The organism is Streptomyces sp. NPDC057137 (genome assembly GCF_042670825.1).
Taxonomy (GTDB): domain Bacteria; phylum Actinomycetota; class Actinomycetes; order Streptomycetales; family Streptomycetaceae; genus Streptomyces.
The window spans coordinates 1-24,360 of sequence record NZ_JBHUUW010000005.1; the positions used below are offsets into that span (position 1 = coordinate 1).

Below are 24,360 nucleotides of genomic sequence, written 5' to 3' on the forward strand. Positions count from 1 at the left end.
CACCGGGCTCGTGATGGAGCCCGGTGCGCCCGGTGCGCTGTGCGCTGTGGTTCGGCGTGCTCGCTTAACGCAGCGGTACGGCCACCGCGTTGTACGTCGTCTCCGGCGTCGGGGTCGTCGTGAAGCGGGCGTTGACCAGGTACAGGCGGTTGCCGAGGCGCGCCGCCGTCGTGGGTACGTCGAAGCGCGGGTCGGTGATGCTGCGTCGCAGCGTCGCGGTGGTGGCGCGCGAGTCGAGGTCGAACACGGTGATGAGGTTGAGGCGGTTCTGCACCACGTACAGCGTGTTGCCCACGCGCAGCAGCCCGTCGCCGTTGATGACGTTCTCCGCGCCCTTGAGGGTGATGGTCGTGGCGTGCCCGGTCTTCGGGTCAACCCGGAACAGCTTGCCGATCGGGCTGTTGACGACGATCAGAGCGCGGCCGTCGGGGGTCGTCTCGATGCCGTTGGCACTGATGCCGGTGGGTGCCTGCTCCCACTCGCCGCCCAGCGGGACACTCCGCAGATCCTCCTTCTTCCCCCGCCGCCTGCCGCCGCGCGGGACGGTGTAGAGGACGGGGGCGTTCGAGTTGGTGAACCAGGCCCGGTCGCCGTACAGGATCACGTCGTTGACGAAGCCGGCCGTCGTCGGCTGATAGGTGGCGGTGAGCCGGTTCGTACGGGTGTCGAGGACCCGGATGGAACCGCTCACGCCGCCCGAGATGTAGAGCAGCCCGTCGCGGTCGAGCTTCAGACCGGTGGTGGCCCCGCCGGTCGCGCCCTCCAGGACGGTCCGGCCCTCGCCGGTGCGCAGGTCGGCGCGGCGGATCGAACCGTCCGCGAGGGAGCCCATGTAGGCGTACGGTCCGCTGCCGATGGCGATGCCCTCGGGGCGGAAGCCGTTGGGCAGCGGGAAGTCGGTGGGCCAGTCACGGCCGGGGCTGCCGGGGCGGGTGGTGCGGTCGGGGCGGGTATTCGCCGTGGCCGTACCGGCACCGAGCGCGAACGTGGCGGCCACGGCGCCGCCGAGCACGGCACGGCGGGAGGGGCTGAAGGGGCGGGAAGAGTCGGGGGGTGTCAGAGACATGGCGTCGAGCCTCCGGGGCTTCGGGGGTGCCTGGGGACAGGGACAACTCCGGTGCGCTATGCGCACGTAACGCGCCGCACCCGCCACCGAGTTCCCGGTGCGGATACGGCACCCGCCCGGCTGTAGCCTCGGCGGCATGTCAGCGAATGATCGGGAGACCAGGTCCGGCGGGATGGGCGAGTCGGGCGAGTCGGGCGAGGTGACGGGGTGGCTGTCGCGGAACTCCGTCCCCCTGAGCGGCGGCCTGACCGCCGGCGCGCCCACCGCCGACCTCCAGCCGCTCAAGGAGGTCCTCGACGGCGTACGGATCGTGGGGCTCGGCGAGTCCACCCACGGCACGCATGAGTTCTTCCGGCTCAAGCACCGGCTGCTGGAGTATCTGGTGACCGAGCTGGGCTTCACGACGCTGGCCATGGAGGCGAGCGCGTCGGCCGGTCCGGCCGTCGACGCGTACGTACGGAGCGGTGTCGGCGACCCCGCGCAGGTGCTGACCGGGCTGGGATTCTGGACCTGGCGGACCGAAGAGGTCCTGGACATGATCGAGTGGATGCGCGCGTACAACGACGGGCGCCCGGCGAACGAGCAGGTCCGTTTCGCCGGCATCGACCCACAGCGCTCCGGGGATTCGCTGGCGGTGCTCGAAGCGTTCCTCACCAGCGTGGCGCCGGACCGGCTGCCCGCTCTGCACTCCACGCTCGGCATCCTCGCCAACGCGTATCCGGGGTCGCGCCCGGACCCCAGGCAGGGGTTGATGCACGAGGCGGAGAAACTGCTGGAGTACGTACGCGGGTACGAGAACATCCCGGCCGGGGCCGTGGCGGTGCGGCACGCCCGGATCCTGGTCCGCGCCGCCGATCTGGTGACACGCAGCGGGCAGCACCCGGACCCGGAGCGGACGGTCTCCGCGGCGCGCGACCGGTACATGGCGGAGGCGGTCGAGGAGATCCTGGACGGCGACCCGGCGGCCAAGGTGGTGCTCTGGGGCCACAACAGCCATATCGCGAAGGGCCGTACGGCCGACGACGCGGTCCCGCCGCCTCTCGGCCGGCACCTGCGCGAGCGGTACGGGGACGCGTACTACGCCCTCGGTCTCCTCTTCGGCGAGGGCTCCTTCCGCGCCCACCGCATCTGGCCGGGCCCCTGGAGCGGTGTCGGCGGCCTGACGGGCCGTATCGCCGAGGGCAACCCCATCGGCCCGGCCCCCGCCACCACGGTGGAGGCCCAACTCGCCACCGCCACCCCGGCGGACCACCTGCTGGACCTGCGCCCCGCCGGAGCGGACGACGCGCCCCGGGCGGTACGGGAGTGGGTCGCCGCCCCGCACACGACGCGGTCGTTCGGCGCGCTGGTGCCGCGCTGGTTCTACCGCCGCGACGTCACCCCGGTCCGGCTGTCGGAGGAGTACGACGGCCTGGCGTACGTCGCGGTCTCGTCGGACTCCCGCCCGATCGCACCGTACCGGCCCGTAAGGCCGTAGAACCGTACAACCCTCCACCCCCCTTCGGGGGTCATGAGTTGCATGCCTTCTCCGCAGACCCTCCGCAGCCGTGGTGTGACCGCCACCTTCCACGGGGACACCGTCGTCATCGAGCGCGCCGAGGAACGTGCCACGATCCCGCTGAGGGTCATCCGGTCCGTACGAGCCGCGGAGGGCCGTTCCCGCACGGTCGAGATCACGCTCGCCGACAGCGCCGTGCACACGATCGCGGCCAACAACTCGACGGCCGCCACCGCTTTCGTCACGGCCGTCGGCGCCGCGCTACCGCCGACTCCCGACGAGCGCGGCAGTGCCCTTGTGCGGACGGAGCCCCTGGCCGCCACGCCCCGGCTGTTCTCCAGCCGCCTCACCCTTGCCCTGTTCACGGCGACCGTCGTGGCCTACCTCGCGTACCTCGGGTACATCGCCGTCGTCCACACCCCCTGGGCGATCTTCAGCGCGGTCGTCGGCCTGCTGCCGCTGGGGCTGGGCCTTGTGACCGCCGGTCTGACCGTCCGCCATCTGTACATCAAGGCGGTACTGCGCCGACGCGGAGTGATCGTCCAGGCGGTCGACACGGGCATGTCGGGCAAGAAGTCGGTGTACACGTTTACGGACGCCGAGGGCAACGCACACGAGTACCGCAGCGGCCTCCACGCGGACACCATCGAAGTCGCCTACGACCCGAGGAACCCGGAGCGCAAGGCGTCGGTGACCCCACTGCTCCTGGAGGTCCCCCGCGTACTCCTGATGGTCCTCCTCGCCGGGGGCTTCACCCTGCTCGGCGCGATCTCCGTCCTCAGCCCGGTGCTCCCGTAACCCGGCGTAACCCGGCGCGACCCGGCCCGAGGCTCAAGTCCCGCGCTCCAAGCCGTTCTTAGTAAGGAAGCGGGAGGAGGTCCTCCCTACCTACCCCGCCGCGGCCTCAACTGAGCCGCATACCAGGGGTGATGACTTTTCGTGACCGGCTTGCCACGCGGCGTGTCGACGGTCTAGCGTTCCGAATAGCGAACATAGGACGGCCCCCGTCAGGTGCTGGAACACCTGCGAGGGCCTAACCGACAGATCGACCACTTCTTAAGGAATCCCGATCCAATGGCTGGTCCTCAGCTTAGTGCTGCCGCGCACACAGCGCACATGACACCGCCCACGACTCACCCGTCGGCGAACCCCGGCTACGGCAAACGTTCGACCCCCGGCCAACAGCCCGCCGCCGTCGGCGACTTCGCGCATCTGCCGGACCGTGAGGCGGGGATCGCGCTCTACCTCGACCGGCTGCCGGACGGCGCGGACATCTCGGTCAAGACGCTGGCGACGATCCTCCCGTACGGCCAGTGCGCGCTCCGCACCGCGCTCCAATGCCTCCGCCGCACCGGCCATCTGCGGATCGGCCGGGAGCATGTGCGGGGCTCCGGGAGCGCGCGGTGGGTGACGCGTACGTGGTTCTCCCGTACGCCCCGCGACGACGCGTGGTGGGCGGCCTTCGTGTCGGGCGACGTACCGTCGTTATCGGCGGCGCCCACCCCGCGCCAGACGCGCTCACGCGCGTACATCCTGCTGGCGGCCCTGAGACACACCGCGCCCGCACTCGCGCTCTCCGCGATCGACTGCGCGGCGCTGGAGCCGCTGGCGGCGGAGTGGTTCGCGCGGGAGGCGACGGAACGGGACATGCTGCACGCCCTGACATCGGGCCTGCCACCCACGATCCACAGCCCGTCGGCCTTCACCCGCGCCCGCCTGACCGCCAAACTCCCGCCGGAACCGATCCGCGTCCCGAAACCGGCGCTGCGAATCATCGAATGCGCGAAGTGCGGCGCGCCGGGCCGCCCGGAGACGCTCGCCTCGGGCGAATGCGCGATCTGCCGCGGCGAACCGGCCCCCGCTCGCGCCCGGCCGGGGACCCCCCTGCCACCCCAGAGAGTCCGCGCCCGGGCCGCCGAGGCCCGCGCGGCAGCATCACGCCCACCGGAGAGGACTCACGTATGACCGTTCAGCCCACGCGTGCCAGAAGCAGGGCACGATGTAAGGGAGGAGGCGACGCCATGACCCCCAGCACCGCTCAACACGCCCAGATGTCCGTCGCGGAGTTCGAGCAGATCGCTCACCACACCCCCGAGACGGTGACGCTCGAATTCATCAATGGAAAGTTGGAGGTCAAGCACGTGCCGGACGGGGCTCACGACGAGATCATCATGTGGGTCGCCGACCAGTGCATGCAGTCCAGGCCGGAACTACGGCTGTACCGCGAACGCGGGCTCAAGGTCGAGACGTACCGCAGAGGACGAGCCCGTCCGGATGGAACGCTCGCGCCGCGCGGCCACTTCGCCGACCACGGCGAGTGGTCCGACCCGGACGGCGTGCTCATGGTCGCCGACGTGACCTCGTACGACGGTGACACCGACAGCCGCGACCGCAAGGAGAAGCGCGACGGCTACGCGGCGGCCGGCATCCCCGTCTATCTCCTCGTGGACCGCGACTCCAACGAGTTGGTCGTCTACACCGAGCCTCACAACGGCGCTTACAAGGCCCGTATGTCGCACGCCTACGGCGCCACCATCACGCTCCCCGAGCCCGTCTCCCTCACGCTGGAGACCGAAGAGCTCAAGAACTACTCCACCTGAACGCCCCGAGGGCGGCACCCCCTCTCGGGAGTGCCGCCCTCGGTTCGTACACGTGCGCAGTTACGAGCTACGCCATGAACCGCCGATCCGTCAGGATCAGAAGTCCATGTCACCGCCCGGCATGCCGCCCGGAGCGCCGCCGGCGCCGGCCTTTTCCGGCTTGTCGGCGATGACGGCCTCGGTGGTGAGGAACAGCGCCGCGATGGACGCCGCGTTCTGCAGCGCGGAACGCGTGACCTTCGCGGGGTCGATGATGCCCTCGGCGATCATGTCCACGTACTCGCCGGTCGCGGCGTTGAGGCCGTGACCGATCGGCAGGTTGCGGACCTTCTCGACGATGACGCCACCCTCGAGACCACCGTTGACGGCGATCTGCTTGAGCGGAGCCTCCAGCGCGAGCTTGACGATGTTCGCACCCGTCGCCTCGTCGCCTTCGAGCTCGAGCTTCTCGAACACCGAGCCGGCCTGGAGCAGAGCCACGCCACCACCGGCGACGATGCCCTCCTCGACGGCGGCCTTGGCGTTGCGCACCGCGTCCTCGATGCGGTGCTTGCGCTCCTTGAGCTCGACCTCGGTCGCGGCGCCGGCCTTGATGACGGCCACGCCGCCGGCCAGCTTCGCGAGGCGCTCCTGGAGCTTCTCGCGGTCGTAGTCCGAGTCCGAGTTCTCGATCTCGGCGCGGATCTGGCTCACGCGACCGGCGACCTGCTCGCTGTCACCGGCACCGTCGACGATGGTGGTCTCGTCCTTGGTGATGACGACCTTGCGGGCACGGCCCAGCAGGTCGAGACCGGCGTTCTCCAGCTTGAGGCCGACCTCCTCGGAGATGACCGTGCCGCCCGTGAGGATGGCGATGTCGTTCAGCATCGCCTTGCGGCGGTCACCGAAGCCCGGGGCCTTGACGGCGACGGACTTGAAGGTGCCCTTGATCTTGTTGACGACGAGCGTGGACAGCGCCTCGCCCTCGACGTCCTCGGCGATGATCAGCAGCGGCTTGCCCGACTGGATGACCTTCTCCAGGAGCGGCAGAACGTCCTTGACGCTGCCGATCTTGGAGTTGACGATCAGGATGTACGGGTCGTCGAGCGACGCCTCCATACGCTCCATGTCGGTGGCGAAGTACGCCGAGATGTAGCCCTTGTCGAAGCGCATGCCCTCGGTGAGCTCAAGCTCGAGACCGAAGGTCTGCGACTCCTCGACGGTGATGACGCCTTCCTTGCCGACCTTGTCCATCGCCTCGGCGATGAGCTCGCCGATCTGGGTGTCGGCGGCGGAGATGGAGGCCGTCGAAGCGATCTGCTCCTTGGTCTCCACATCCTTGGCCTGCTCAAGGAGCGCACCGGAGACGGCCTCGATGGCCTTCTCGATACCGCGCTTGAGGGCCATCGGGTTGGCGCCGGCGGCCACGTTGCGCAGGCCCTCGCGGACCAGGGCCTGGGCCAGGACGGTCGCGGTGGTCGTACCGTCACCGGCGACGTCATCCGTCTTCTTGGCGACTTCCTTGACCAGCTCGGCGCCGATCTTCTCGTACGGGTCCTCGAGCTCGATCTCCTTGGCGATGGAAACACCATCGTTGGTGATCGTGGGGGCGCCCCACTTCTTCTCGAGGACGACGTTTCGGCCCTTGGGGCCAAGGGTGACCTTGACGGCGTCGGCGAGCTGGTTCATCCCGCGCTCGAGACCGCGCCGTGCCTCCTCGTCGAACGCGATGATCTTGGCCATGTGAAGTGGTCCTCCCGGACAGGGGGTGGATTCTCCGGACCGTGTCGGCGCCCGCGACGGACGGCCTGAGAGCCTTGCGGTTCCTTGCCCCACAGGCTCCCGGGCCTCGCTGACCCGGTCCATAAGTTGTCACTCTCACTAGCAGAGTGCTAACGCCAATGATTAGCACTCGACCCCCGAGAGTGCAAGCGACTCCCGAGTGACCACAGCCCCTCCCGAGCCCCTCCCACAGCCGCGCGCGCACGCGTGAGGGGCCCGTACCCCTTGCCGGGATACGGGCCCCTCATGCGTGAGTGCGTCGTTGGCCGATCGCGCCGGAATCAGACGGCGAGCTTGACCATGTCCGCCTGCGGACCCTTCTGGCCCTGCGAGATCTCGAACTCAACTCGCTGACCTTCTTCAAGGGTGCGGTAGCCGTCCATCTGGATCGCGCTGTAGTGGACGAAAACATCCGCACCACCGTCGACCGCGATGAAGCCGTAGCCCTTCTCCGCGTTGAACCACTTGACGGTGCCCTGAGCCATGCCTAACTCCCCTATTACTGGCCCCTGCGCGGGACCGCACTTCGCGCCGGAACGCGTCGACCGCGGCTGAATGTATCTGCCCAACTGCCCTCTGCAACAGGTCAATCGGACGAGAATTCTGGGCATGGCGGAACACGCAAAGAGGTGAATTGCCGGGCTACCAGGGCAAGTCGGGCCGGGCAAAGCGCAAGGAACCGCGCAAACAGCGTCCACACTTCGACCGCATCTTGTCGCGAACTCATATGCGCGGGGCACAGTCGCGGCGGGGTCGGCGGCGGGGCTACCCCAACTGTACCGCGTTCAACCTCATGGAATTGCCCCCTCCGCTTCTCTTGCGGAGGGGGCAACACCGTTCACCGTGCGTGCTGTTCAGCCGCCGGCGACCGCCGGGATGATCGAGATGCCGGCGCCGTCCGGCGTGGCCGTCTCCAGGCCCTGCTCGAAGCGGACGTCGTCGTCGTTCACGTACACGTTGACGAAGCGCCGCAGCTTGCCGTCGTCGTCCAGGACGCGGGCGGCGATGCCCGGGTGGCTCGCCTCCAGGGACGCGATGACCTGGGAGAGGGTCGCACCCTCCGCCGGGACCTCGGCCTTCCCGCCGGTGTACGTACGGAGGATGGTGGGGATGCGGACGTTCACGCTCATCGGTTTCTGCCTTCCGGGAAGTAGCGGGTTGGTGAGAGGCTCAACGCGCCAGACCCGCCGCACGGAACGCGTCGAGGCTCGGCGGAATCGTCGCGGTCGCCTGCGACGTCGCGGCCACCGCGTCCAGCGTCTTGAGCCCGTCACCGGTGTTCAGCACGACCGTCGTGAGCGCCGGGTCGAGCAGACCCGCCTCGATGAGCTTGCGCGTCACACCCACGGTCACCCCGCCCGCCGTCTCGGCGAAGATCCCCTCGGTCCGCGCGAGCAGCTTGATCGCGTCCACGATCTGCTCGTCGTTCACGTCCTCCACGGCGCCGCCCGTGCGGCGGGCGATGTCCAGGACGTACGGGCCGTCGGCCGGGTTGCCGATCGCCAGCGACTTGGCGATCGTGTCCGGCTTCTGCGGCCGTACGACATCGTGGCCGGCCTTGAAGGCGACCGACACCGGCGAACAGCCCTCGGCCTGCGCGCCGAAGATCTTGTACGGCTTGTCCTCGACCAGGCCGAGGGCGATCAGCTCCTTGAGCCCCTTGTCGATCTTCGTCAGCTGCGAGCCCGACGCGACCGGGATGACGAGCTGGTCGGGCAGCTCCCAGCCGAGCTGCTCGCAGATCTCGTACGCGAGGGTCTTGGAGCCCTCCCCGTAGTACGGGCGGAGGTTGACGTTGACGAAGCCCCAGCCCTCGCCCAGCGGGTCGCCGATCAGCTCGGAGCAGAAGCGGTTGACGTCGTCGTAGTTGCCCTCGATACCGACGAGTTCGCCGCCGTAGATCGCGGCCATGACGACCTTGCCCTGCTCCAGGTCGTGCGGGATGAAGACACAGGAGCGGAAGCCGGCGCGCGCCGCGGCGGCGCCGACGGCGCCCGCGAGGTTGCCGGTGGAGGAGCAGGAGAGCGTGGTGAAGCCGAAGGCACGGGCCGCCTCGACGGCGATGGCGACGACGCGGTCCTTGAAGGAGTGCGTCGGGTTGCCGGAGTCGTCCTTCACGTACAGGCCGCCGGTGACGCCCAGCTCACGGGCGAGGTTGTCGGCCTTGACGAGCTTGGTGAAGCCGGGGTTGATGTTCGGCTTCGACGCCACGTCGGCGGGGACGGGCAGCAGCGGGGCGTAGCGCCAGATGTTGTCGGGACCGGCGGCGATGCGCTTCTTCAGCTCGTCCGGGCCGTCGGTCGGCAGGTCGTAGGCCACTTCGAGCGGGCCGAAACAGCTCTGACAGGCGAAGATCGGGCCGAGTTCGAAGCGTTCCCCGCATTCGCGGCACGAGAGGGCGGCGGCGGGTCCGAGATCCACGGGGGCGTCAGTGGTGCCGGAGGCGGCGTCGGAAGTGTTGTGAACAGTCTGCACAGCCATGAAGGCGAGGCCCTTTCCTCATCTTCCTCGCGACGCATCTCGCCGCAAGACGGAATTGGCACCTTCCCCACCGTGACCTCGCGGTCGGCGGGAGGGTTGCCGGGGCTTCAACGGGCCGTTCCCTCTGCCCCTCTGGATGAGCGGTATTCGATTGTCAGCGTGACGACCCCCGACATGCGACGGTCATCCGCGTTGTTCAAGACTGTAACCGAACCCCTGGACGGTTGAGGCCTTCGTCCGATCCGCGAGATGGAGATCACGTGCTGCAAGAGGTGGAGCGCTGGCTGGCCCGGCGGTCCTGGTCGGCGGCGGACCGGCCGGTCGACCGGCTGATCGCCGCCAAGCAGGGTGCGCAGGTCAGCGTGGTGCTCCCGGCCCTGAACGAGGAGGCCACGGTCGGCCGGATCGTCTCCGTGATCCGCCGCGAACTGATGGCGGGCCCGGCGCCGCTCGTCGACGAGCTGGTGGTGATCGACTCGGGCTCGACCGACCGTACGGGGGAGGTCGCGGCGGCCGCCGGGGCGCGCGTGGTGCACCGGGACGACATCCTGCCGAGGCTGCCGGCGGTGCCGGGCAAGGGCGAGGTGCTGTGGCGCTCGCTGCTGGTGACGAGCGGCGACATCGTCTGTTTCGTGGACGCGGACCTGAAGGACTTCTCGGCGGATTTCGTGTCGGGGATCGTGGGGCCGCTGCTCACCGAGCCGGACGTGCAGTTCGTGAAGGCGATGTACGACCGCCCGCTCGGCGACGAGCCGGGGCAGGGCGGCCGGGTGACGGAGCTGGTGGCGCGTCCGCTGCTGAATCTGCACTGGCCGCTGCTGGCGGGGTTCGTGCAGCCGCTGGGCGGCGAGTACGCGGTACGGCGCTCGCTGCTGGAGCGGCTGCCGTTCCCCGTGGGGTACGGGGTGGAGTTGGGCCTGCTGGTGGACGCGCTGCACACGGTGGGGCTGGACGCGCTGGGCCAGGTCGACGTCGGGGTGCGCAGACACCGCCACCAGGACGGCCAGGCGCTGGGGCGGATGGCGGCGGCGATCTACCGGACGGCGCAGCTGCGGCTGTCGCGGGGGCATCTGGTGCGGCCGGTGCTGACGCAGTTCGAGCGGGGCGAGGGGGGCTTCGAGCCGCGTACGCACGCGGTGGACACGGAGGAGCGGCCGCCGATGCGGGAGATCACGGAGTACGAGGCGCGGCGGGCGGCGTGAGGGATGTGCCGGCGCGGATTCACGGGGCCGGGCCGGTGGCCGGGCCGGTGGCGGCCGGTGCCCGCGTGGCGCGATCGACCCATTTGAACGATTTGCATATATTGCCCCTTATGGCGATGACTGCACTGGCGAGCACGGTCCTGGCGGGTCCCGGCGGCGCGGCCGAGCAGCTCTGGCTGCTGGGCGGCATGGCGCTCGCCCTCGTCGGCGCGGGGGTGGTGGCGGTGGCGGCGGCCCGTGGCCGGGGGCGTGGCTGATCCACGCCGACCGGAACCGTACGTTTGAGCGTTTCCGCGACGGGCTAGGTTTCGGCACATGGTCTCCGAGCACGCCGCCCAGGTCCTTGTCGCTTCCAATCGCGGCCCCGTCTCGTACACGCTCGGCGAGGACGGCACGCTGACCTCCGGGCGCGGCGGCGGCGGTCTCGTCTCCGGCCTCTCGGCCATCGGACCCGACACCGACGCCGTGTGGGTGTGCGCGGCCCTCGGCGACGGCGACCGCGAGGCCGTACGGCGCACCGACGGCCGGCTCGACACCGCCGACACGGGCGGGCAGCGGGTCAGGATGCTCGACATCCCGCCGAAGGTCTACGCGGACGCGTACAACGGCGTCGCGAACTCCACGCTCTGGTTCGTCCACCATCTGCTCTACCAGACCCCGCTGGAGCCGGCCTTCGGCACGGAGTTCCGGGAGCAGTGGGCGTCGTACGAGACGTACAACCGCGCTTTCGCGGAGGCCCTGGCCGACGAGGCGGGCGACGGCGCGGCCGTACTGATCCAGGACTACCACCTGGCCCTGGTGCCGGGCATGCTCCGGGCGCTCCGCCCCGATCTGCGCATCGGGCTCTTCTGGCACACGCCGTGGGCCCCGGTCGACTACTACCGGCTGCTGCCCGACGACATCGGGCGCCAGCTCCTGCGCGGCATCCTCGGCGCCGACCGCGCCGCGTTCCACACCCACCGCTGGGCGGACGCCTTCACCGCCTGCTGTACGGAACTGCTGGGCGGCACCGGCAAGACGCGGATCGGCGTGCACGGCCTCGGCGCCGACGCGGACTTCCTGCGGGAGCGGGCGAACCGGCCCGACGTGGACGAGCGGCTGGCCGAGCTGCGGGAGCAGATCGGCACGCACGACGGGGCGCCACGCAAGGCGATCGTGCGGGTGGACCGCACGGAGCTGTCGAAGAACATCGTGCGCGGGATGCTCGCGTACCGGCAGTTGCTGACCGACCGGCCGGAGTGGCGCGAGCGGGTCACGCATGTGGCGTTCGCCTACCCGTCCCGGCAGGACCTCGCGGTCTACCGCGCGTACACGGCGCGGGTGCAGGAGGTGGCCGACGAGATCAACTCCGAGTTCGGCACGCCCGGTTGGACGCCTGTGATGCTGCACGTCAAGGACGACTTCGCCCGCTCGCTCGCCTCGTACCGCCTCGCGGACGTCGCGCTGGTCAACCCGATCCGCGACGGCATGAACCTGGTCGCGAAGGAGATCCCGGTCCTCTCGGAGAACGGCTGCGCGCTGGTGCTGTCGCGCGAGGCGGGCGCGTACGAGGAGCTGGGCGAGGACGCGCTGGTGGTGAACCCGTACGACGTGACGGCCACGGCGGCGGCCCTGCACGAGGCCCTGACGATGGACACCGACGACCGTGCGGCCCGTACGAAACGCCTGGCCGCCGCCGCGACGGCGCTGCCGCCGCAGCGGTGGTTCCTGGACCAGCTGGACGCGCTGCGGAACGTCTGAGGGCCCACGGCTCACCAGTCGACGGGCCGGTAGTCCTTGAGCAGTACGCCGTGGACCGGGCTGCCCGCCTGGCCCTGCACGATCGGGTGGTAGACGCGGGCCGCGCCGTCCACGACGTCCAGCGGCGGGCGCCAGCCGGTGGCGGCGTGGCGCTCCCTGGCGGGCAGGGGTTTCTCGTCGGTGACCCAGCCGGTGTCGACGCTGCACGCGTGGATGCCCCGCGTCGCCAGGTCGGCGGCACTGGTGCGGGTGAGCATGTTGAGAGCGGCCTTGGCCATGTTGGTGTGCGGGTGGTCGCTCGTCTTCCTACGGACGGTGAACTGCCCCTCCACGGCTGACACGTTGAGCAGATACCGCCGTGGGTGCGGTGACGCCGTGAGCAGCGGCAGCAGCCGGTCGGCGAGCAGGAACGGGGCCACCGCGTTGACGAGTTGGACCTCCAGCATCTCGGCCGGGTCGATGTCACCGAGCCGGGCGGTCCAGGAGTTCTCGGCGGCGGTCTCGGTGAGCAGCCCGGCCTCGTCGGCGGTCGGCAGTACGGCGGTGGCCGAGGTACTCGTACGGGGGACGAGCCCGGCGGTCCAGGACCGGGCCGCCAACTCGCCGTTCCCCGTGCCCGGCACGGCGAAGTCGGGCGCCGTCCAGACGGCGGGCAGCGCGGCACGCGCCGGTGCGCCCTCGGCGGCGGCCAGGGCGGAGTAGGCGCGCGGCGAACGGCGCAGCGTCTGGGCCGCGTTGTTGATCAGGATGTCCAACGGCCGTGCCTCGGCCAGCAGATGGTCGGTGAAGGCCAGCACCTGCCGGGGATCGCGCAGGTCGAGCGCGGCGACCCGCAGCCGGCCCCACCAGTCGGCGGCGTCGGGGGCCGCCGCGAAGCGCCGTACCGCGTCCTGGGGGAAGCGCGTGGTCACCGTGAGGTCGGCGCCGTCGCGCAGCAGCATCAGTGCCAGCTGGTACCCGATCTTGACGCGCCCGCCGGTCAGCAGCGCGCGGTGCCCGGTCAGGTCGGTGCGGGCGCCGCGCCGGACGAGGTTGTCGCGGGCGCAGTCGGGGCAGAGCCGGTGGTAGAAGTGGTGGATCCGCCGGTAGAGGTCCTTGCAGACGTAACAGCGCTGCGGATGGTTCAGCTCGCCGGCGCTTCCGTCGCGCTGGTTGTCCGCCAGGGGAGATTCGGCAGGCAGTGGCGCGTCCATCGTCCGGTCCGGCGCGCCCATGACGGTGCCGGCCTGGATCGCGGCGTCCGCCGCCGCGCGGGCTCCGCGCGTGGCGGCCCGGCGCTTGCGCCGCCCGTCCCGGAAGAGCCCGCTCGCCGCCCGCTCCAGCCGCTCGCGCCGGGGATCCTCGATCGACAGCTCCCGCGCCTCGCACAGCAGCTCCAGCGTCGCCCGTATCCGCTCGTCCATCCGGTCGTCGTCCATCGAACCCTCGCCCCCGCTCACACCGAACGACCATGATGCGGGAGCCGAACGCCCGGTGTCGCCCGCGTTTCCGGGCGGCGACGGTTCTCAGAGGCGGTCCGCCACCGACGCGAGGAAGCCGATGAGCGCCGCCGGGCCCGGCAGCACCAGGTCGGCCTTCTCGGCGAGTTCGGGGACCTCTCCCGTGCCGCTGCACAGCAGCAGGCCCGGATGGCCCTTCGCGCGCAGGGAGTTGACCGCAGCGAAGGCCGGGAGGTCGCCCAGGTCGTCGCCGCCGTACACGACCGTCTCGGCGCCGATCTCGCGGACGTAACTCTCCAGGGCGACACCCTTGTCCATGCCCGGCGGGCGCAACTCCAGGACGAGGCGGCCCGGTTCGAGCATCAGACCGTGGCGCTCCGCCAGGTCGGTGAGGGGGGCGCGCAGGGCGTCGAAGGCGCCCTGGGGGTCCGTGGCGCGGCGGGTGTGGACGGCGACCGCCTGGCCCTTCTCCTCGATCCAGGTACCGCGCCAGGCCTCGAACCGTTCGAGGAGTCCGGGGAGTTCGGCGCGGGCGGCCGCGACGCCGGGGTGCGGGGCCGGGGTGCGTACGGTGCCGCTGACCGCATCCCAGCGTTCGGCGCCGTAGTGGCCCAGCACGACGAGGTGTTCCAGGCCGGGTACGCCGGCGAAGCCGCCGTACCGCACCGCGACACCCGCCGGGCGGCCGGTGATCACCGCGACGGACGCGACGTGCGGGGCGAGGGCGACGAGTGCGGGGACCGCGCCGGGGTGCGCGCGGGCCTGTTCGGGGTCGGGGACGATCTCGGCGAGCGTGCCGTCGAAGTCGAGCGCGACAACGGCTTTCCCGGGCCGGGCGAGAAGCGCGGCCAGGCCGTCGGCGCCGGCGGAGGTGACGGGGGTCGGCAGGGGGTTCGGGTGGCTGCCCATGCTCCGACCCTATCCGCGTGAGCCCCCTGAGGGGCGTGAACTCCCCGCTCAGCGGCGGGCGCGGCGGGAGTCCCTGATCCGGCGCAGACGGTTGACCGTCACCGGGTCGTGGGCCAGGGCCAGGGAGTCGTCGATGAGCGCGCCCAGCAGTTGGTAGTAGCGGGTCGGCGAGATGCCGAGCTGCTCGCGTATGACGCGCTCCTTGGCGCCGGGGCCCGGCCATGAACGCCGTTCCACGGCGAGGACGGCGCGGTCCCGCTCGGTCAGTTCCGACCGTCCGGCGGGACCGCGCTCCTCGTGCGCCTCGTGCGCACCCTGCTCCTCGTGCGACGTGCCTTCGGGTGCGGTCATAGGACTGACACGCTACTCGGCGTTCTCCGCCGTCGTCGCGTCCCGGCCGATCCGCGCCAGGATCTCCGACGGCACCGCGCCGGGCTGCACCGTCTTGCCGATGTTCTTCTTGATGTCGTCGCTGACACCCGCCCACGACGTCTTGCCGAAGGGATACAGCTCGGCGGTCGGCAGCGCCTCCAGGAACTGGCGCAGCTCCTTGTGCTCGTCGTCCGCCACCATCGTCTCGGAGGCGCTGTAGGTGACCGGCAGGAGGTCGTACTGCCCGACGAAGTCCATGACGTTCTTGTCCTCGAAGGTGAAGTCGAGGAACTTGCCCGCCTGTTCGCGGTGGCCGGGCTGCTTGAAGGCCATGATCCAGTCGGCGACGCCCATCGTCGCCTTGGACTTGCCGTTGATGCCGGGCAGCGGCACCATCCCCAGCTCGATGCCGGCCTTCTCGGCCTCCTGCATCATCGTCGGGTGCCCGTTGAGCATGCCGACGTCGCCGCTCGTGAACGCCTTGAAGGCGTCGGCGCGGTCCAGTTCACCGGGCGGTACGGGGCCGGTGAGGCCCTTGCCGACCAGCTCCTTCTGGAGCCATTGGAAGGTCTGGATGTTCGTGTCCGAGTCGACCGCGTACGAGCCGTCGACCGCGTCCGTGTAGCCGCCGCCACCGCTGAGCATCCACATCATGGTCTCGGCCTGCGCCTCCTCGGCGCCGAGCGGGAGGGCGAACGGGGTCGGTACGTCCTGCTCCTTGAGCGCCTCGGCGTCCGACTTGATGTCGTCCCAGTCCTTCGGCGCGTCGAGACCGGCCGCCGCGAAGAGGCCCTTGTTGTAGAACAGCAGCCGCGTGCTGGCGACGAACGGCATTCCGTACTGGGTCTGGTCGACCTTTCCGGCGTCGGCGAAGCGGGAGAGGAAGTTCGCCTGCGTGGGGATGGAGAGCAGCTCGTCCGCGCTGTACAGCTCTTCCTTCTTCACGTAGTCGGCGTAGGCGCCGATCTGCGCGATGTCGGGCGCCTTGCCGTCCCTGACCATCTTCGCCACGTCGGCGTCGACGGTCTTCCAGGAACGGACGTCGACGTCGACCTTGATGCCCGGATTCTTGGACTCGAACTCCTTGGCCAGGCTGTTCCAGTACTTCTCCGAGCTGTTGGCGGCACTGTTGCCGTAGTCCGCCGCGACGACTTTCAGGGTGACGTCACCTGATCCGCTGGAGCTGCCGCAGCCGCTCAGCGCCATCGTCATGCCCAATGCGGCTATCGCCGCGGTATGCCCCAGGAAGCGCTGCTGCACAGCTCTTTTCCCACCCTTGTGTTCGCTCGGCCGTCTCTACGGCGTTTTCCGTCCCAGTCGGTTCCCGGTCGGCACCCGTCGGTCCCCCCACGACGTCCTGCGTGGACGATCTGCGATTTTCCACCATGAGCTGTCGGCGGTCTACAGCGGCCCCGTATCGCTTCGGCAACTTCCCGTTACCCAGAGGTTTGACGAAGGCTTTGTATGGTCTGGCAACAATCCCGCACAGTGGACTAGACCTTTCTTGGGTTTTCACGCGAGAATGCGCCTGTGAGACACGTCATCGCCCTGGATGTGGGCGGCACCGGAATGAAGGCCGCCCTGGTCGGGACGGACGGCGCGCTGCTGTACGAAGCGCGGCGCGCCACCGGCAGGGAGCGTGGCCCCGACGCGATCGTCGAGACCGTCCTCGACTTCGCGGCGGATCTGCGCGCGTACGGCGTCGAGCACCTCGGCGAGAGCGCGGTCGCCGCCGGAGTGGCGGTGCCGGGCATCATCGACGCCGAGCGCGGAATCGTGCTGTACGCGACGAACCTCGGCTGGCACGACCTGCCGCTGCGGGATCTGCTGGCCGCCCGGCTGGGCGGCGTACCGGTCGCGCTCGGGCACGACGTACGCAGCGGCGGGCTCGCCGAGGGGCGGATCGGCGCGGGCAAGGGCTCGGACCGGTTCTTCTTCGTACCGCTGGGCACCGGCATCGCGGGCGCCATCGGCATCAACGGCGCCATAGAGGCGGGCGCGCACGGCTGGGCGGGCGAGATCGGCCATGTGGTCGTCCGGCCCGACGGACCCGTGTGCAACTGCGGGCAGAACGGCTGTATGGAGACGCTCGGGTCGGCGGCGGCCGTGACCCGGGCGTGGGCGGCGGCGAGCGGCGATCCCGAGGCGGACGCGGCCGACTGCGCGAAGGCCGTCGCGTCGGGCGACCCGAGGGCCGAGGCGGTCTGGGCGGACGCGGTCGACGCGATCGCCGCCGGGCTCGTCACCGCGCTCACGCTGCTCGACCCCCGAAGGCTGATCATCGGTGGCGGTCTCGCCGAGGCCGGGGAAACGTTGTTCACACCCCTGAGGGCCGCGGTCGAGGAGCGGATCACGTTCCAGAAGCTGCCCGAGATCGTCCCGGCGGCCCTCGGGGACACCGCCGGATGCCTGGGCGCGGGGCTGCTCGCCTGGGATCTTCTCTCCACGGAGGTATCCGCCTGATGGCCGCACGCGCCGAAAGTACGGTTCTCACCGGTGCCCGGGTGGTGCTGCCGACCGGGGTGGTGGAGAACGGCCGGGTGAGGGTCGAGACAGGCCGGATCGCCTCCGTAGGTGCCGCCGTGAGTACCTCCGTAGGAGGAGAGGCGGCCGAGCCCGGCTCCGACACCGGCTCCCACACCGACACTCTCGACCTGACCGGCCACTGGCTGGTGCCCGGCTTCGTGGACATGCACAACCACGGCGGCGGCGGCGCGTCCTTCACCTCGGGCAGCGCGGACGAGGTCCTCAAGGGCGTCCGTACGCACCAGGAGCACGGCACCACCACGCTCGTCGCCTCCACGGTCACCGGCGAGATGGACTTCCTCGCCCAGCGCGCCGGATTCCTCTCCGAGTTGGTCGAGCAGGGCGACCTGGCCGGCATCCACTTCGAGGGCCCGTTCATCTCGCCGTGCCGCAAGGGCGCCCACAGCGAGGTGCTGCTGCGCGACCCGGACCCGGCCGAGGTGCGCAAGCTCCTCGACGCGGCCCGTGGCACGGCGCGGATGGTGACCCTCGCCACCGAACTGCCGGGCGGCATCGACTCCGTACGACTGCTGGTCGAGCACGGCGTGATCGCCGCGATCGGGCACACCGACGCGACGTACGAGCAGACCGTCGAGGCCATCGACGCGGGCGCGACCGTCGCGACGCACCTGTTCAACGCGATGCCGCCGCTCGGCCACCGCGCACCGGGGCCGATCGCCGCGCTGCTGGAGGACGAGCGGGTCACCGTCGAGCTGATCAACGACGGCACGCATCTGCATCCGGCGGCGCTGGAACTGGCGTTCCACCGCGCGGGCGCGGACCGGGTCGCCTTCATCACGGACGCGATGGACGCGGCCGGTTTCGGCGACGGCGTCTACCAACTCGGCCCGCTGGAGGTCGAGGTCAAGGACGGCGTCGCACGGCTCGCGGTGGGCGGCTCGATCGCCGGCTCCACGCTCACCCTGGACACCGCCTTCCAACGCGCGGCGACGATCGACCGCCTCCCGGTGACCGACATCGTGCGCGCGATCTCCGCGAATCCGGCGAAGCTGCTGGGCGTGTACGACCGGGTGGGCTCCCTGGAGCCGGGCAAGGACGCGGACCTGGTGATCCTGGACGCGGACTTCGCGGTGACCGGCGTCCTGCGCCGGGGCGAATGGGTGATCAGGCCCCAACTGGGCTGAGGGGTCGGCGGGTTGCGCGGGCGGTGACGCGGCCGACGCCGAACGACCGCGGGGCGCGACCGCGGGGCGGCTGCGGGGCGGCCAGGTGGGCAGCCACGTGGCTGCCGGTGGGCGGCCGGGGCCACGCCCTAGGCCGCCCGCTTCCCGTTTGGCATGATCAGGGCCGGTACGGAGCGGGCGGCGTGGGCCCGCTCCCCGGCGGACGGCCCCGAGGGAGGCGGCACGGCGCATGATTCTCACCGTCACTCTCAACACCGCCCTCGACATCACCTATCGCACCGCCGCCCTGACCCCGCACGCCACCAACCGCGTCGCCGAGGTCTCCGAGCGGCCCGGGGGCAAGGGCGTCAACGTCGCCCGGGTGCTGGCCGCGCTCGGGCACGAGACCGTGGTGACCGGGTTCGCCGGCGGGCGCACCGGGGACGCGTTGCGCGAGCTGCTCGCCGCCGAGCGGCCGGCCGACGCGCTCGTGTCCGTCGCCGGTACCACCCGCCGCACCATCGCCGTCGTGGACGAGGCGACCGGCGACACGACGCAGCTGAACGAGCCCGGCCCGACCGTCACGGCCGCCGAATGGGCCGCGTTCCTTGCCTCCTACGAAGGACTCGTCGCACGCGCGGACGCCGTGGCGCTGTGCGGCAGCCTGCCGCCCGGCATCCATGTGGGCGCGTACGCCGAACTCGTACGCCTCGCGCGGGCCGCAGGCCTGCCCGTCCTGCTCGACACCAGCGGCGAACCGCTGCGCCGGGGCATCGCCGCCCGGCCCGACCTCGTGAAGCCCAACGCCGACGAACTCGCGCAGCTCACCGGCTCACGCGAGCCGCTGCGCGCGACCCGGGACGCGCGCAGGCGCGGCGGGCGCGCCGTGATCGCCTCGCTCGGCGCCGCCGGGATGCTCGCCGCGACCCCGGACGGGTCGTGGCGGGCGGCCCCGCCGAAGGCCGTACGGGGCAATCCGACGGGCGCGGGCGACTCGGCGGTGGCCGGGCTGCTGTCGGGGCTCGTGGAGCGGCTGCCGTGGCCCGAGAGGCTCGCGAGGGCGGTCGCGCTGGCCACGGCGACGGTCCTGGCGCCCGCGGCGGGCGAGTTCGACCACGAGGCGTACGCGGAGCTGCTGCCGCAGGTCGCCGTGACGGAACAGTCCAGCAGTTGAAGCAGTCGGAACAGTTCGAGCAGTTCGAGCAGTTCAAGCCGTTGGAACAGTCGGAACAGGGGTCACATGCCACTCGTCACCACCGGTGAACTCGTCTCGGCGGCAAGGGCCGGAGGACACGGCATCGCCGCCTTCAACGTCATCACCCTGGAGCACGCCGAAGCGATCGCCACCGGCGCCGAACAGGCGGGCCGCCCCGCGATCCTCCAGATCTCCGAGAACGCCGTGAAGTTCCACGGCGGCCGGCTCACGGCCATCGCCGCCGCCACCGCCGCCGTCGCACGCGCGTCCGACGCCCCGCTCTCGCTCCACCTCGACCACGTCGAATCGGCCGACCTGCTGCGCGCCGCCGACGGCGAGGGCTTCAGCTCGGTGATGTTCGACGCGTCGAAACTGACCTACGACGCGAACGTCGCCGCCACCGCAGACGCCGTCGCCTGGGGCCACGCGCGCGGCATCTGGATCGAGGCCGAGCTCGGCAAGGTCGGCGGCAAGGACGGCGAACCGCCCCTCGGCGCCCACGCCCCCGGCGTCCGTACGGACCCGGCCGAGGCCGTCGCGTACGTACGCGACACCGGCGTCGACGCGCTGGCCGTCGCCGTCGGCTCCTCACACGCGATGACCGACCGCACCGCCGCACTGGACCACGAACTGATCGGCGCGCTGCGCCGGGCCGTCCCCGTCCCGCTGGTGCTGCACGGCTCCTCCGGCGTCCCCGACGCGGAGATCCGGCAGGCCGTCGCGGCGGGCATGGTCAAGATCAACGTCGGTACGGCCCTGAACACGGCCTTCACCGGCGCCGCCCGCGCCTACCTGGCGGCGGACCCGAAGACGGTCGACCCCCGGAAATACCTCGTCCCGGCTCGCGAGGCGATGGCCGGGACGGTGGCGGCGTTCCTGAAGGTGATCAGCGGCTGAGGGAACGCCCAGGTACGCGAGGGGAGGGGGCGGGGAAGGGACAGGAAGGGGCGGGAAAGGGCGGTCAGCCCTTCGCCTTGCCCTTCTCCAGCGACACCTGGTCGAGAATGGCCTCGCACTGGTCGCCCGTCTCGCACGACAGCTTCAGCGTATTGCTGCCCTTGCTGAGGTTGACGTAGGCGAAGGTGGTGGTCCAGCCCTTCTCCCAGTCGCCCTCTTTCGCCTGGGCGAAGTTCGCCATGTTCACCGATCGCGGCGTCTCACCGTTGATCGTGAGCGACGTCTTGGCGTCCTTGCCCGGTACGCCGTAGGTGATGAACAGCGTGTACTCGCCGGCCTCCGGCAGGTCGACCGACCAACTCGCGGACCCACCGGGCCCGTTGAACATCACGTACGCGCCGTCCGCGCCCTTCGCGCCCTTGATGTCCTTCGCCAGCACCGCCGGCGCCCCGAGCTGGAGCGTCGCCGCGTCCTGCTTCGGGAGTTCGGCCGGCTTGTCGGCGCCGGGGTCCTTCTCGGTGTCCTCGCTCGGGGCCACCGACTCGCCCGTGGTGGGGCCGTCCGTCGGGCCGCCGTCCGCGTTCTTGGTGTCGTCGCCGTTGGTGAGCAGCGCGGCAGTGATTCCGATCACGACGACCGCCACGACGGCGACAGCGCCGATCAGCAGGCCCTTCGTGTTGGGTCCGCCGCCGTTGCCACGACCGCCGCCGCCCCGCTGGGCGGGAACCGTACGGGTGGTGGCACCGCCGGCCTCGGGGGCCGCGTAGTGCGCGTCGGGGGACTGACCGTAGGGGGCCTGGCCGTGCGGCGCCTGCTGGCCGTACTGCTGCTGGCCTCCGTACTGAGGCTGCTGCCCGTAGGGCTGCTGCTGCGGGACCTGGCCGTACTGACGCTCGCCGACGGTCCTGACCTGGTTGTACGACGTTCTCGGCACACCGGGCTGGGAAGCTGGACCTGGGTAGCCGTAGCCGCCGCGCCGGGCCTGCGCACCGTTCGCGGCCGTCTGTCCGTCCTCGTACAGATAGCCGAACGGATCGTCGTCCTCGGGCGTACTCGCGCCGTTGTTCCCGGCCGTCATCCCTGGGTCACTCCTTACCATCTCGCCAGCGTCGCCGACCGGCCGAGCCTACCTCGATTGGGCAAGCATACGGACGGGCCTTGACTGGAGTGGGCGGTTGCCCCATCCCCCGATGAACATCGGAGGACGTCGGTGGACATCGGTGAGCCGCCGTACAGAGAGATAGGACACGGCGGGCCCGGCTGCCCCGGCACAGCGACGTTATCCCGCCCGGCGCTGGACCGTTTTCCGCGAACGCTTCTCGATGTACATCCGCTGGTCCGCGGACTTGAGCACTTCCTCGACCGTCATGCCGCAACTCGCCCAGCCGATACCGAAGCTGGCGCCCACGCGGACCGCCCTGCCGTCCACCCTGATCGGCGGGATGATCGCGTTCCGCAGCCGAACCGCCAGGTCAGCGGCGTCCGTCGCGCCGAGGCCGTCGGCCAGGACGACGAATTCGTCACCACCGAGGCGCGCGACGGTGTCGCCGTCCCGCACACCGGTGTTGAGCCTGCGGGCGACTTCGATGAGGACGGCGTCGCCGGTGTTATGGCCGAAACGGTCATTGATCGACTTGAAACCGTCGAGGTCGCAGAAGAGGACCGCGAGGCCCTTGCTCCCGTCGTCGGGGTCGGCGCCCGGCGCGACGGTGTGCACGTGGTGGTCGAGGGGCGCGACGGCGGAGGACGGGTCGAAGCCGTCTCCGTGGAAGGCGCGCTCGCCGGTGGGGTCGCCGTACGCGTCGTAGGACTCGTACGACTCATAAGGAGACTCGTACGGCTCATAGGGCTCGTACGGCCCGTAGCCGGAGCCGGGGGAACTGGGCACGGGCGCGTACGCGGCGCCGCTGGTCCCGTTGTAGCCGGGCCCCTGGCCGTACGGGACGACGCCGCCGTAACCGCCTTCGTCGTAGGTGCCGTTGCCGACACCGCCGTTGCCCGTGCCGCCGTTGCCCACGCCGGAGCCGTACTCGCCCTCGTATCCGCCGAAGGCCTTGTCCACGGCCTGTACCGCCGTCTCGCGCACCGATATCGCGCCCGGGCGCTCGCAGAGGCGGGCGCTGAGGCGGGCGCGCAGCTCGGCGCTGTTGGGCAGGCCGGTCAGGGAGTCGTGCGAGGCGCGGTGCGCGAGCTGGAGCTCGTTGCGCTTGCGCTCCTCGATGTCCTCGACGTGGGTGAGGAGGAAGCGGGGGCCGTCGGTGGTGTCCGCGACGACGGAGTTGCGCAGCGACACCCACACATAGGTGTTGTCCCGCCGCGCCAGCCGCAGTTCGGCGCGGCCGCCCTCGGCCGAGGTGCGCAGCAGTGTGCCGATGTCCTCGGGGTGGACGAGGTCGGAGAAGGAGTAGCGGCGGATCGCGGAGGCGGACCGGCCGAGCAGCCGACACAGCGCGTCGTTGGTACGCAGCAGCCTGCCGTGCTGGTCCCCGCCCATCTCGGCGATGGCCATCCCGCTGGGCGCGTACTCGAACGCCTGCCGGAAGGACTCCTCACTGGCCCGCAGTGCCTGCTGTTCACGCTCCAGCCGGACCAGCGCGCGCTGCATGTTTGCTCTGAGGCGGGCGTTGCTTATCGCAATGGCGGCCTGGGAGGCGTACATCTGGAGCGCCTCACGCCCCCAGGGGCCCGGACGGCGCCCGCCGCGCGGTCGGTCGACGGATATGACCCCGAGAAGCTCCCGGCCGCCCCCAGGGGCGTACATGGGGGCGTAGAGGCGGTCCTGGGGGTGCCACTCGTCCTCGAAGCGCGGATCGGGGCCCTCGGTGTACCACTGCGGGACGTCGTCCTCCAGCAGGATCCAGCCCTCGGTGTGGGGTATGTACCGCAGCTCACCCCAGGTCTCGCCCATGCTGAGCCGGCGTTCCCAGGAGGCACGCGCGCCGACGCGTCCGGTGATCAGCGCTTCGGCGGCGGCGTTGCCCGAAAAGGCGGCGACGACCAGGTCACCGTCGGGCTGTACGAGATTCACGCAGGCCAGCTCGTAGCTGAGCCCTTTGACTATGCCGTCGGCAACTGTCTGCAGGGTGTCGGCCAGGCTGCGCGCGGTGTTGAGCTCGCCGACAACGTCATGCAGCTGCCGCAGGGTCGCAAGGCGGACGTACGGCTCCGACTCGGTCTCCATCGTTCGCTCTCCCCGAGACCTCGACAGCAACTCCAGAATTCTTATCGGCTCGCTTGATGCGGTATCCCGGCCACTGAATCACAGCGAGCTGTGCACTCGGTACACAGGGTCAACAATTCCTGGGCCCTGTGAGCCAAGTCACATGAGGGGAGGGCGGGTTGGGTGGGGGCGTGGGAGCGCTCCAGGGCTTTCATGAACGCAAATATCGAGGTCGGAGTCGTACGGCCGGGGGCGCGTGACGGGGCGCACTGACAGCGCACGCTACGGCGCACGGGGTGCCGCGAGGCCACTCGGACTCGGCCGGACAGCACTGGACCTAGGTCCCGGCTGGTCCTGTGGCCCGATGCGGGCGCGCCACCGCCGCGGCTA

The 24,360-nt window shown here is 70.8% G+C and carries 22 protein-coding genes and 1 riboswitch; of the genes, 11 read left to right on the forward strand and 11 right to left on the reverse strand.

Annotated elements, in window-relative coordinates; translation table 11 throughout:
• Positions 1–64 precede the first annotated feature (64 nt).
• The gene (locus ACFT9I_RS05990; RefSeq protein ID WP_382561260.1) at positions 65–1,066 is read right to left on the reverse strand and encodes a superoxide dismutase; all 1,002 of its coding nucleotides are present in this window, start codon (positions 1,064–1,066) and stop codon (positions 65–67) included.
• A gap of 136 nt (positions 1,067–1,202) precedes the next feature.
• On the opposite strand from ACFT9I_RS05990, the gene ACFT9I_RS05995 reads away from it, so the two are divergent.
• The 4 genes from ACFT9I_RS05995 to ACFT9I_RS06010 all read left to right on the forward strand — a co-directional run bounded on the left by ACFT9I_RS05995 (position 1,203) and on the right by ACFT9I_RS06010 (position 5,164).
• Positions 1,203–2,543, forward strand: a complete 1,341-nt coding sequence (locus ACFT9I_RS05995; RefSeq protein ID WP_382561261.1) for an erythromycin esterase family protein — start codon at positions 1,203–1,205, stop codon at positions 2,541–2,543.
• 42 nt (positions 2,544–2,585) lie between these two features.
• Positions 2,586–3,362 carry a hypothetical protein gene (locus ACFT9I_RS06000; protein ID WP_382561263.1) on the forward strand — a complete coding sequence of 259 codons (777 nt, stop codon included), beginning with the start codon at positions 2,586–2,588 and terminating at the stop codon, positions 3,360–3,362.
• A 318-nt stretch (positions 3,363–3,680) separates the two neighbouring features.
• Positions 3,681–4,529: a hypothetical protein gene (locus ACFT9I_RS06005; protein WP_382561265.1), complete on the forward strand. Its 849-nt coding sequence runs from the start codon at positions 3,681–3,683 to the stop codon at positions 4,527–4,529.
• 56 nt (positions 4,530–4,585) lie between these two features.
• Positions 4,586–5,164, forward strand: coding sequence for a Uma2 family endonuclease (locus tag ACFT9I_RS06010; RefSeq protein ID WP_382561267.1), 579 nt, complete (start codon positions 4,586–4,588; stop codon positions 5,162–5,164).
• A 96-nt stretch (positions 5,165–5,260) separates the two neighbouring features.
• Here the strand turns inward: ACFT9I_RS06010 and groL are convergent, their stop codons facing one another.
• The 4 genes from groL to thrC form a co-directional block, all read right to left on the reverse strand.
• Positions 5,261–6,886, reverse strand: a complete 1,626-nt coding sequence (gene groL / locus ACFT9I_RS06015; RefSeq protein WP_354606887.1) for a chaperonin GroEL — start codon at positions 6,884–6,886, stop codon at positions 5,261–5,263.
• A gap of 320 nt (positions 6,887–7,206) precedes the next feature.
• Positions 7,207–7,410, reverse strand: a complete 204-nt coding sequence (locus ACFT9I_RS06020) for a cold-shock protein (protein WP_005315736.1) — start codon at positions 7,408–7,410, stop codon at positions 7,207–7,209.
• 369 nt (positions 7,411–7,779) lie between these two features.
• Complete coding sequence (locus ACFT9I_RS06025) at positions 7,780–8,055, reverse strand: ubiquitin-like small modifier protein 1 (protein ID WP_382561269.1); 276 nt, start codon at positions 8,053–8,055, stop codon at positions 7,780–7,782.
• Between the two features lie 40 nt (positions 8,056–8,095).
• Entirely contained in the window at positions 8,096–9,406 is a 1,311-nt protein-coding gene (gene thrC / locus ACFT9I_RS06030) for a threonine synthase (protein ID WP_382561271.1), read from the reverse strand.
• 15 nt (positions 9,407–9,421) lie between these two features.
• Positions 9,422–9,549, reverse strand: a riboswitch (SAM riboswitch).
• Between the two features lie 117 nt (positions 9,550–9,666).
• On the opposite strand from thrC, the gene ACFT9I_RS06035 reads away from it, so the two are divergent.
• From ACFT9I_RS06035 to ACFT9I_RS06045, 3 genes are all read left to right on the forward strand, one after another.
• A complete protein-coding gene (locus ACFT9I_RS06035; RefSeq protein WP_382561272.1) occupies positions 9,667–10,608 on the forward strand; it encodes a glucosyl-3-phosphoglycerate synthase in 942 nt (313 codons plus the stop codon).
• Between the two features lie 110 nt (positions 10,609–10,718).
• A complete protein-coding gene (locus ACFT9I_RS06040; protein ID WP_382561274.1) occupies positions 10,719–10,865 on the forward strand; it encodes a hypothetical protein in 147 nt (48 codons plus the stop codon).
• A gap of 58 nt (positions 10,866–10,923) precedes the next feature.
• Positions 10,924–12,348 (forward strand): trehalose-6-phosphate synthase, encoded by a 1,425-nt coding sequence (locus ACFT9I_RS06045; protein WP_382561276.1) that lies wholly within the window; start codon positions 10,924–10,926, stop codon positions 12,346–12,348.
• 11 nt (positions 12,349–12,359) lie between these two features.
• Here the strand turns inward: ACFT9I_RS06045 and ACFT9I_RS06050 are convergent, their stop codons facing one another.
• The 4 genes from ACFT9I_RS06050 to ACFT9I_RS06065 form a co-directional block, all read right to left on the reverse strand.
• The gene (locus ACFT9I_RS06050; protein ID WP_382561628.1) at positions 12,360–13,766 is read right to left on the reverse strand and encodes an SDR family oxidoreductase; all 1,407 of its coding nucleotides are present in this window, start codon (positions 13,764–13,766) and stop codon (positions 12,360–12,362) included.
• A gap of 87 nt (positions 13,767–13,853) precedes the next feature.
• On the reverse strand, positions 13,854–14,696 hold the full coding sequence (gene otsB / locus ACFT9I_RS06055) for a trehalose-phosphatase (RefSeq protein WP_382561277.1): 843 nt from the start codon (positions 14,694–14,696) through the stop codon (positions 13,854–13,856).
• A 48-nt stretch (positions 14,697–14,744) separates the two neighbouring features.
• A complete protein-coding gene (locus ACFT9I_RS06060; protein WP_382561279.1) occupies positions 14,745–15,047 on the reverse strand; it encodes a DUF3263 domain-containing protein in 303 nt (100 codons plus the stop codon).
• A 12-nt stretch (positions 15,048–15,059) separates the two neighbouring features.
• The gene (locus tag ACFT9I_RS06065) at positions 15,060–16,280 is read right to left on the reverse strand and encodes an extracellular solute-binding protein (protein ID WP_382561630.1); all 1,221 of its coding nucleotides are present in this window, start codon (positions 16,278–16,280) and stop codon (positions 15,060–15,062) included.
• A 318-nt stretch (positions 16,281–16,598) separates the two neighbouring features.
• On the opposite strand from ACFT9I_RS06065, the gene ACFT9I_RS06070 reads away from it, so the two are divergent.
• The 4 genes from ACFT9I_RS06070 (at position 16,599) to ACFT9I_RS06085 (ending at position 20,810) form a co-directional block, all read left to right on the forward strand.
• A complete protein-coding gene (locus ACFT9I_RS06070) occupies positions 16,599–17,531 on the forward strand; it encodes an ROK family protein (RefSeq protein WP_382561281.1) in 933 nt (310 codons plus the stop codon).
• Positions 17,531–18,739, forward strand: coding sequence for an N-acetylglucosamine-6-phosphate deacetylase (gene nagA, locus ACFT9I_RS06075; RefSeq protein WP_382561283.1), 1,209 nt, complete (start codon positions 17,531–17,533; stop codon positions 18,737–18,739). The genes ACFT9I_RS06070 and nagA overlap by 1 nt, the downstream gene beginning before the upstream one ends.
• Positions 18,740–18,968: 229 nt before the next feature.
• The gene (locus ACFT9I_RS06080; RefSeq protein WP_382561284.1) at positions 18,969–19,892 is read left to right on the forward strand and encodes a 1-phosphofructokinase family hexose kinase; all 924 of its coding nucleotides are present in this window, start codon (positions 18,969–18,971) and stop codon (positions 19,890–19,892) included.
• Positions 19,893–19,958: 66 nt separating this feature from the next.
• Positions 19,959–20,810 carry a ketose-bisphosphate aldolase gene (locus ACFT9I_RS06085; RefSeq protein WP_382561286.1) on the forward strand — a complete coding sequence of 284 codons (852 nt, stop codon included), beginning with the start codon at positions 19,959–19,961 and terminating at the stop codon, positions 20,808–20,810.
• 64 nt (positions 20,811–20,874) lie between these two features.
• On the opposite strand, the gene ACFT9I_RS06090 is transcribed toward ACFT9I_RS06085, so the two are convergent.
• Both ACFT9I_RS06090 and cdgB read right to left on the reverse strand, forming a co-directional pair.
• Positions 20,875–21,888 carry a carbohydrate-binding protein gene (locus tag ACFT9I_RS06090; RefSeq protein WP_382561288.1) on the reverse strand — a complete coding sequence of 338 codons (1,014 nt, stop codon included), beginning with the start codon at positions 21,886–21,888 and terminating at the stop codon, positions 20,875–20,877.
• Between the two features lie 201 nt (positions 21,889–22,089).
• Positions 22,090–23,991, reverse strand: a complete 1,902-nt coding sequence (gene cdgB / locus ACFT9I_RS06095) for a diguanylate cyclase CdgB (RefSeq protein WP_382561290.1) — start codon at positions 23,989–23,991, stop codon at positions 22,090–22,092.
• Positions 23,992–24,360: the final 369 nt, after the last annotated feature.

Excerpts from the sequence above, each read along its gene's own strand:
- ACFT9I_RS05990 (WP_382561260.1), bottom strand. The coding sequence starts at position 1,066 with ATGTCTCTGACACCCCCCGACTCTTCCCGCCCCTTCAGCCCCTCCCGC.
- ACFT9I_RS05995 (WP_382561261.1), top strand. The coding sequence starts at position 1,203 with ATGTCAGCGAATGATCGGGAGACCAGGTCCGGCGGGATGGGCGAGTCG.
- ACFT9I_RS06000 (WP_382561263.1), top strand. The coding sequence starts at position 2,586 with ATGCCTTCTCCGCAGACCCTCCGCAGCCGTGGTGTGACCGCCACCTTC.
- ACFT9I_RS06005 (WP_382561265.1), top strand. The coding sequence starts at position 3,681 with ATGACACCGCCCACGACTCACCCGTCGGCGAACCCCGGCTACGGCAAA.
- ACFT9I_RS06010 (WP_382561267.1), top strand. The coding sequence starts at position 4,586 with ATGACCCCCAGCACCGCTCAACACGCCCAGATGTCCGTCGCGGAGTTC.
- groL (WP_354606887.1), bottom strand. The coding sequence starts at position 6,886 with ATGGCCAAGATCATCGCGTTCGACGAGGAGGCACGGCGCGGTCTCGAG.
- ACFT9I_RS06020 (WP_005315736.1), bottom strand. The coding sequence starts at position 7,410 with ATGGCTCAGGGCACCGTCAAGTGGTTCAACGCGGAGAAGGGCTACGGC.
- ACFT9I_RS06025 (WP_382561269.1), bottom strand. The coding sequence starts at position 8,055 with ATGAGCGTGAACGTCCGCATCCCCACCATCCTCCGTACGTACACCGGC.
- thrC (WP_382561271.1), bottom strand. The coding sequence starts at position 9,406 with ATGGCTGTGCAGACTGTTCACAACACTTCCGACGCCGCCTCCGGCACC.
- ACFT9I_RS06040 (WP_382561274.1), top strand. The coding sequence starts at position 10,719 with ATGGCGATGACTGCACTGGCGAGCACGGTCCTGGCGGGTCCCGGCGGC.
- ACFT9I_RS06045 (WP_382561276.1), top strand. The coding sequence starts at position 10,924 with ATGGTCTCCGAGCACGCCGCCCAGGTCCTTGTCGCTTCCAATCGCGGC.
- ACFT9I_RS06050 (WP_382561628.1), bottom strand. The coding sequence starts at position 13,766 with ATGGACGACGACCGGATGGACGAGCGGATACGGGCGACGCTGGAGCTG.
- otsB (WP_382561277.1), bottom strand. The coding sequence starts at position 14,696 with ATGGGCAGCCACCCGAACCCCCTGCCGACCCCCGTCACCTCCGCCGGC.
- ACFT9I_RS06060 (WP_382561279.1), bottom strand. The coding sequence starts at position 15,047 with ATGACCGCACCCGAAGGCACGTCGCACGAGGAGCAGGGTGCGCACGAG.
- ACFT9I_RS06065 (WP_382561630.1), bottom strand. The coding sequence starts at position 16,280 with ATGACGATGGCGCTGAGCGGCTGCGGCAGCTCCAGCGGATCAGGTGAC.
- nagA (WP_382561283.1), top strand. The coding sequence starts at position 17,531 with ATGGCCGCACGCGCCGAAAGTACGGTTCTCACCGGTGCCCGGGTGGTG.
- ACFT9I_RS06080 (WP_382561284.1), top strand. The coding sequence starts at position 18,969 with ATGATTCTCACCGTCACTCTCAACACCGCCCTCGACATCACCTATCGC.
- ACFT9I_RS06085 (WP_382561286.1), top strand. The coding sequence starts at position 19,959 with ATGCCACTCGTCACCACCGGTGAACTCGTCTCGGCGGCAAGGGCCGGA.
- ACFT9I_RS06090 (WP_382561288.1), bottom strand. The coding sequence starts at position 21,888 with ATGACGGCCGGGAACAACGGCGCGAGTACGCCCGAGGACGACGATCCG.
- cdgB (WP_382561290.1), bottom strand. The coding sequence starts at position 23,991 with ATGGAGACCGAGTCGGAGCCGTACGTCCGCCTTGCGACCCTGCGGCAG.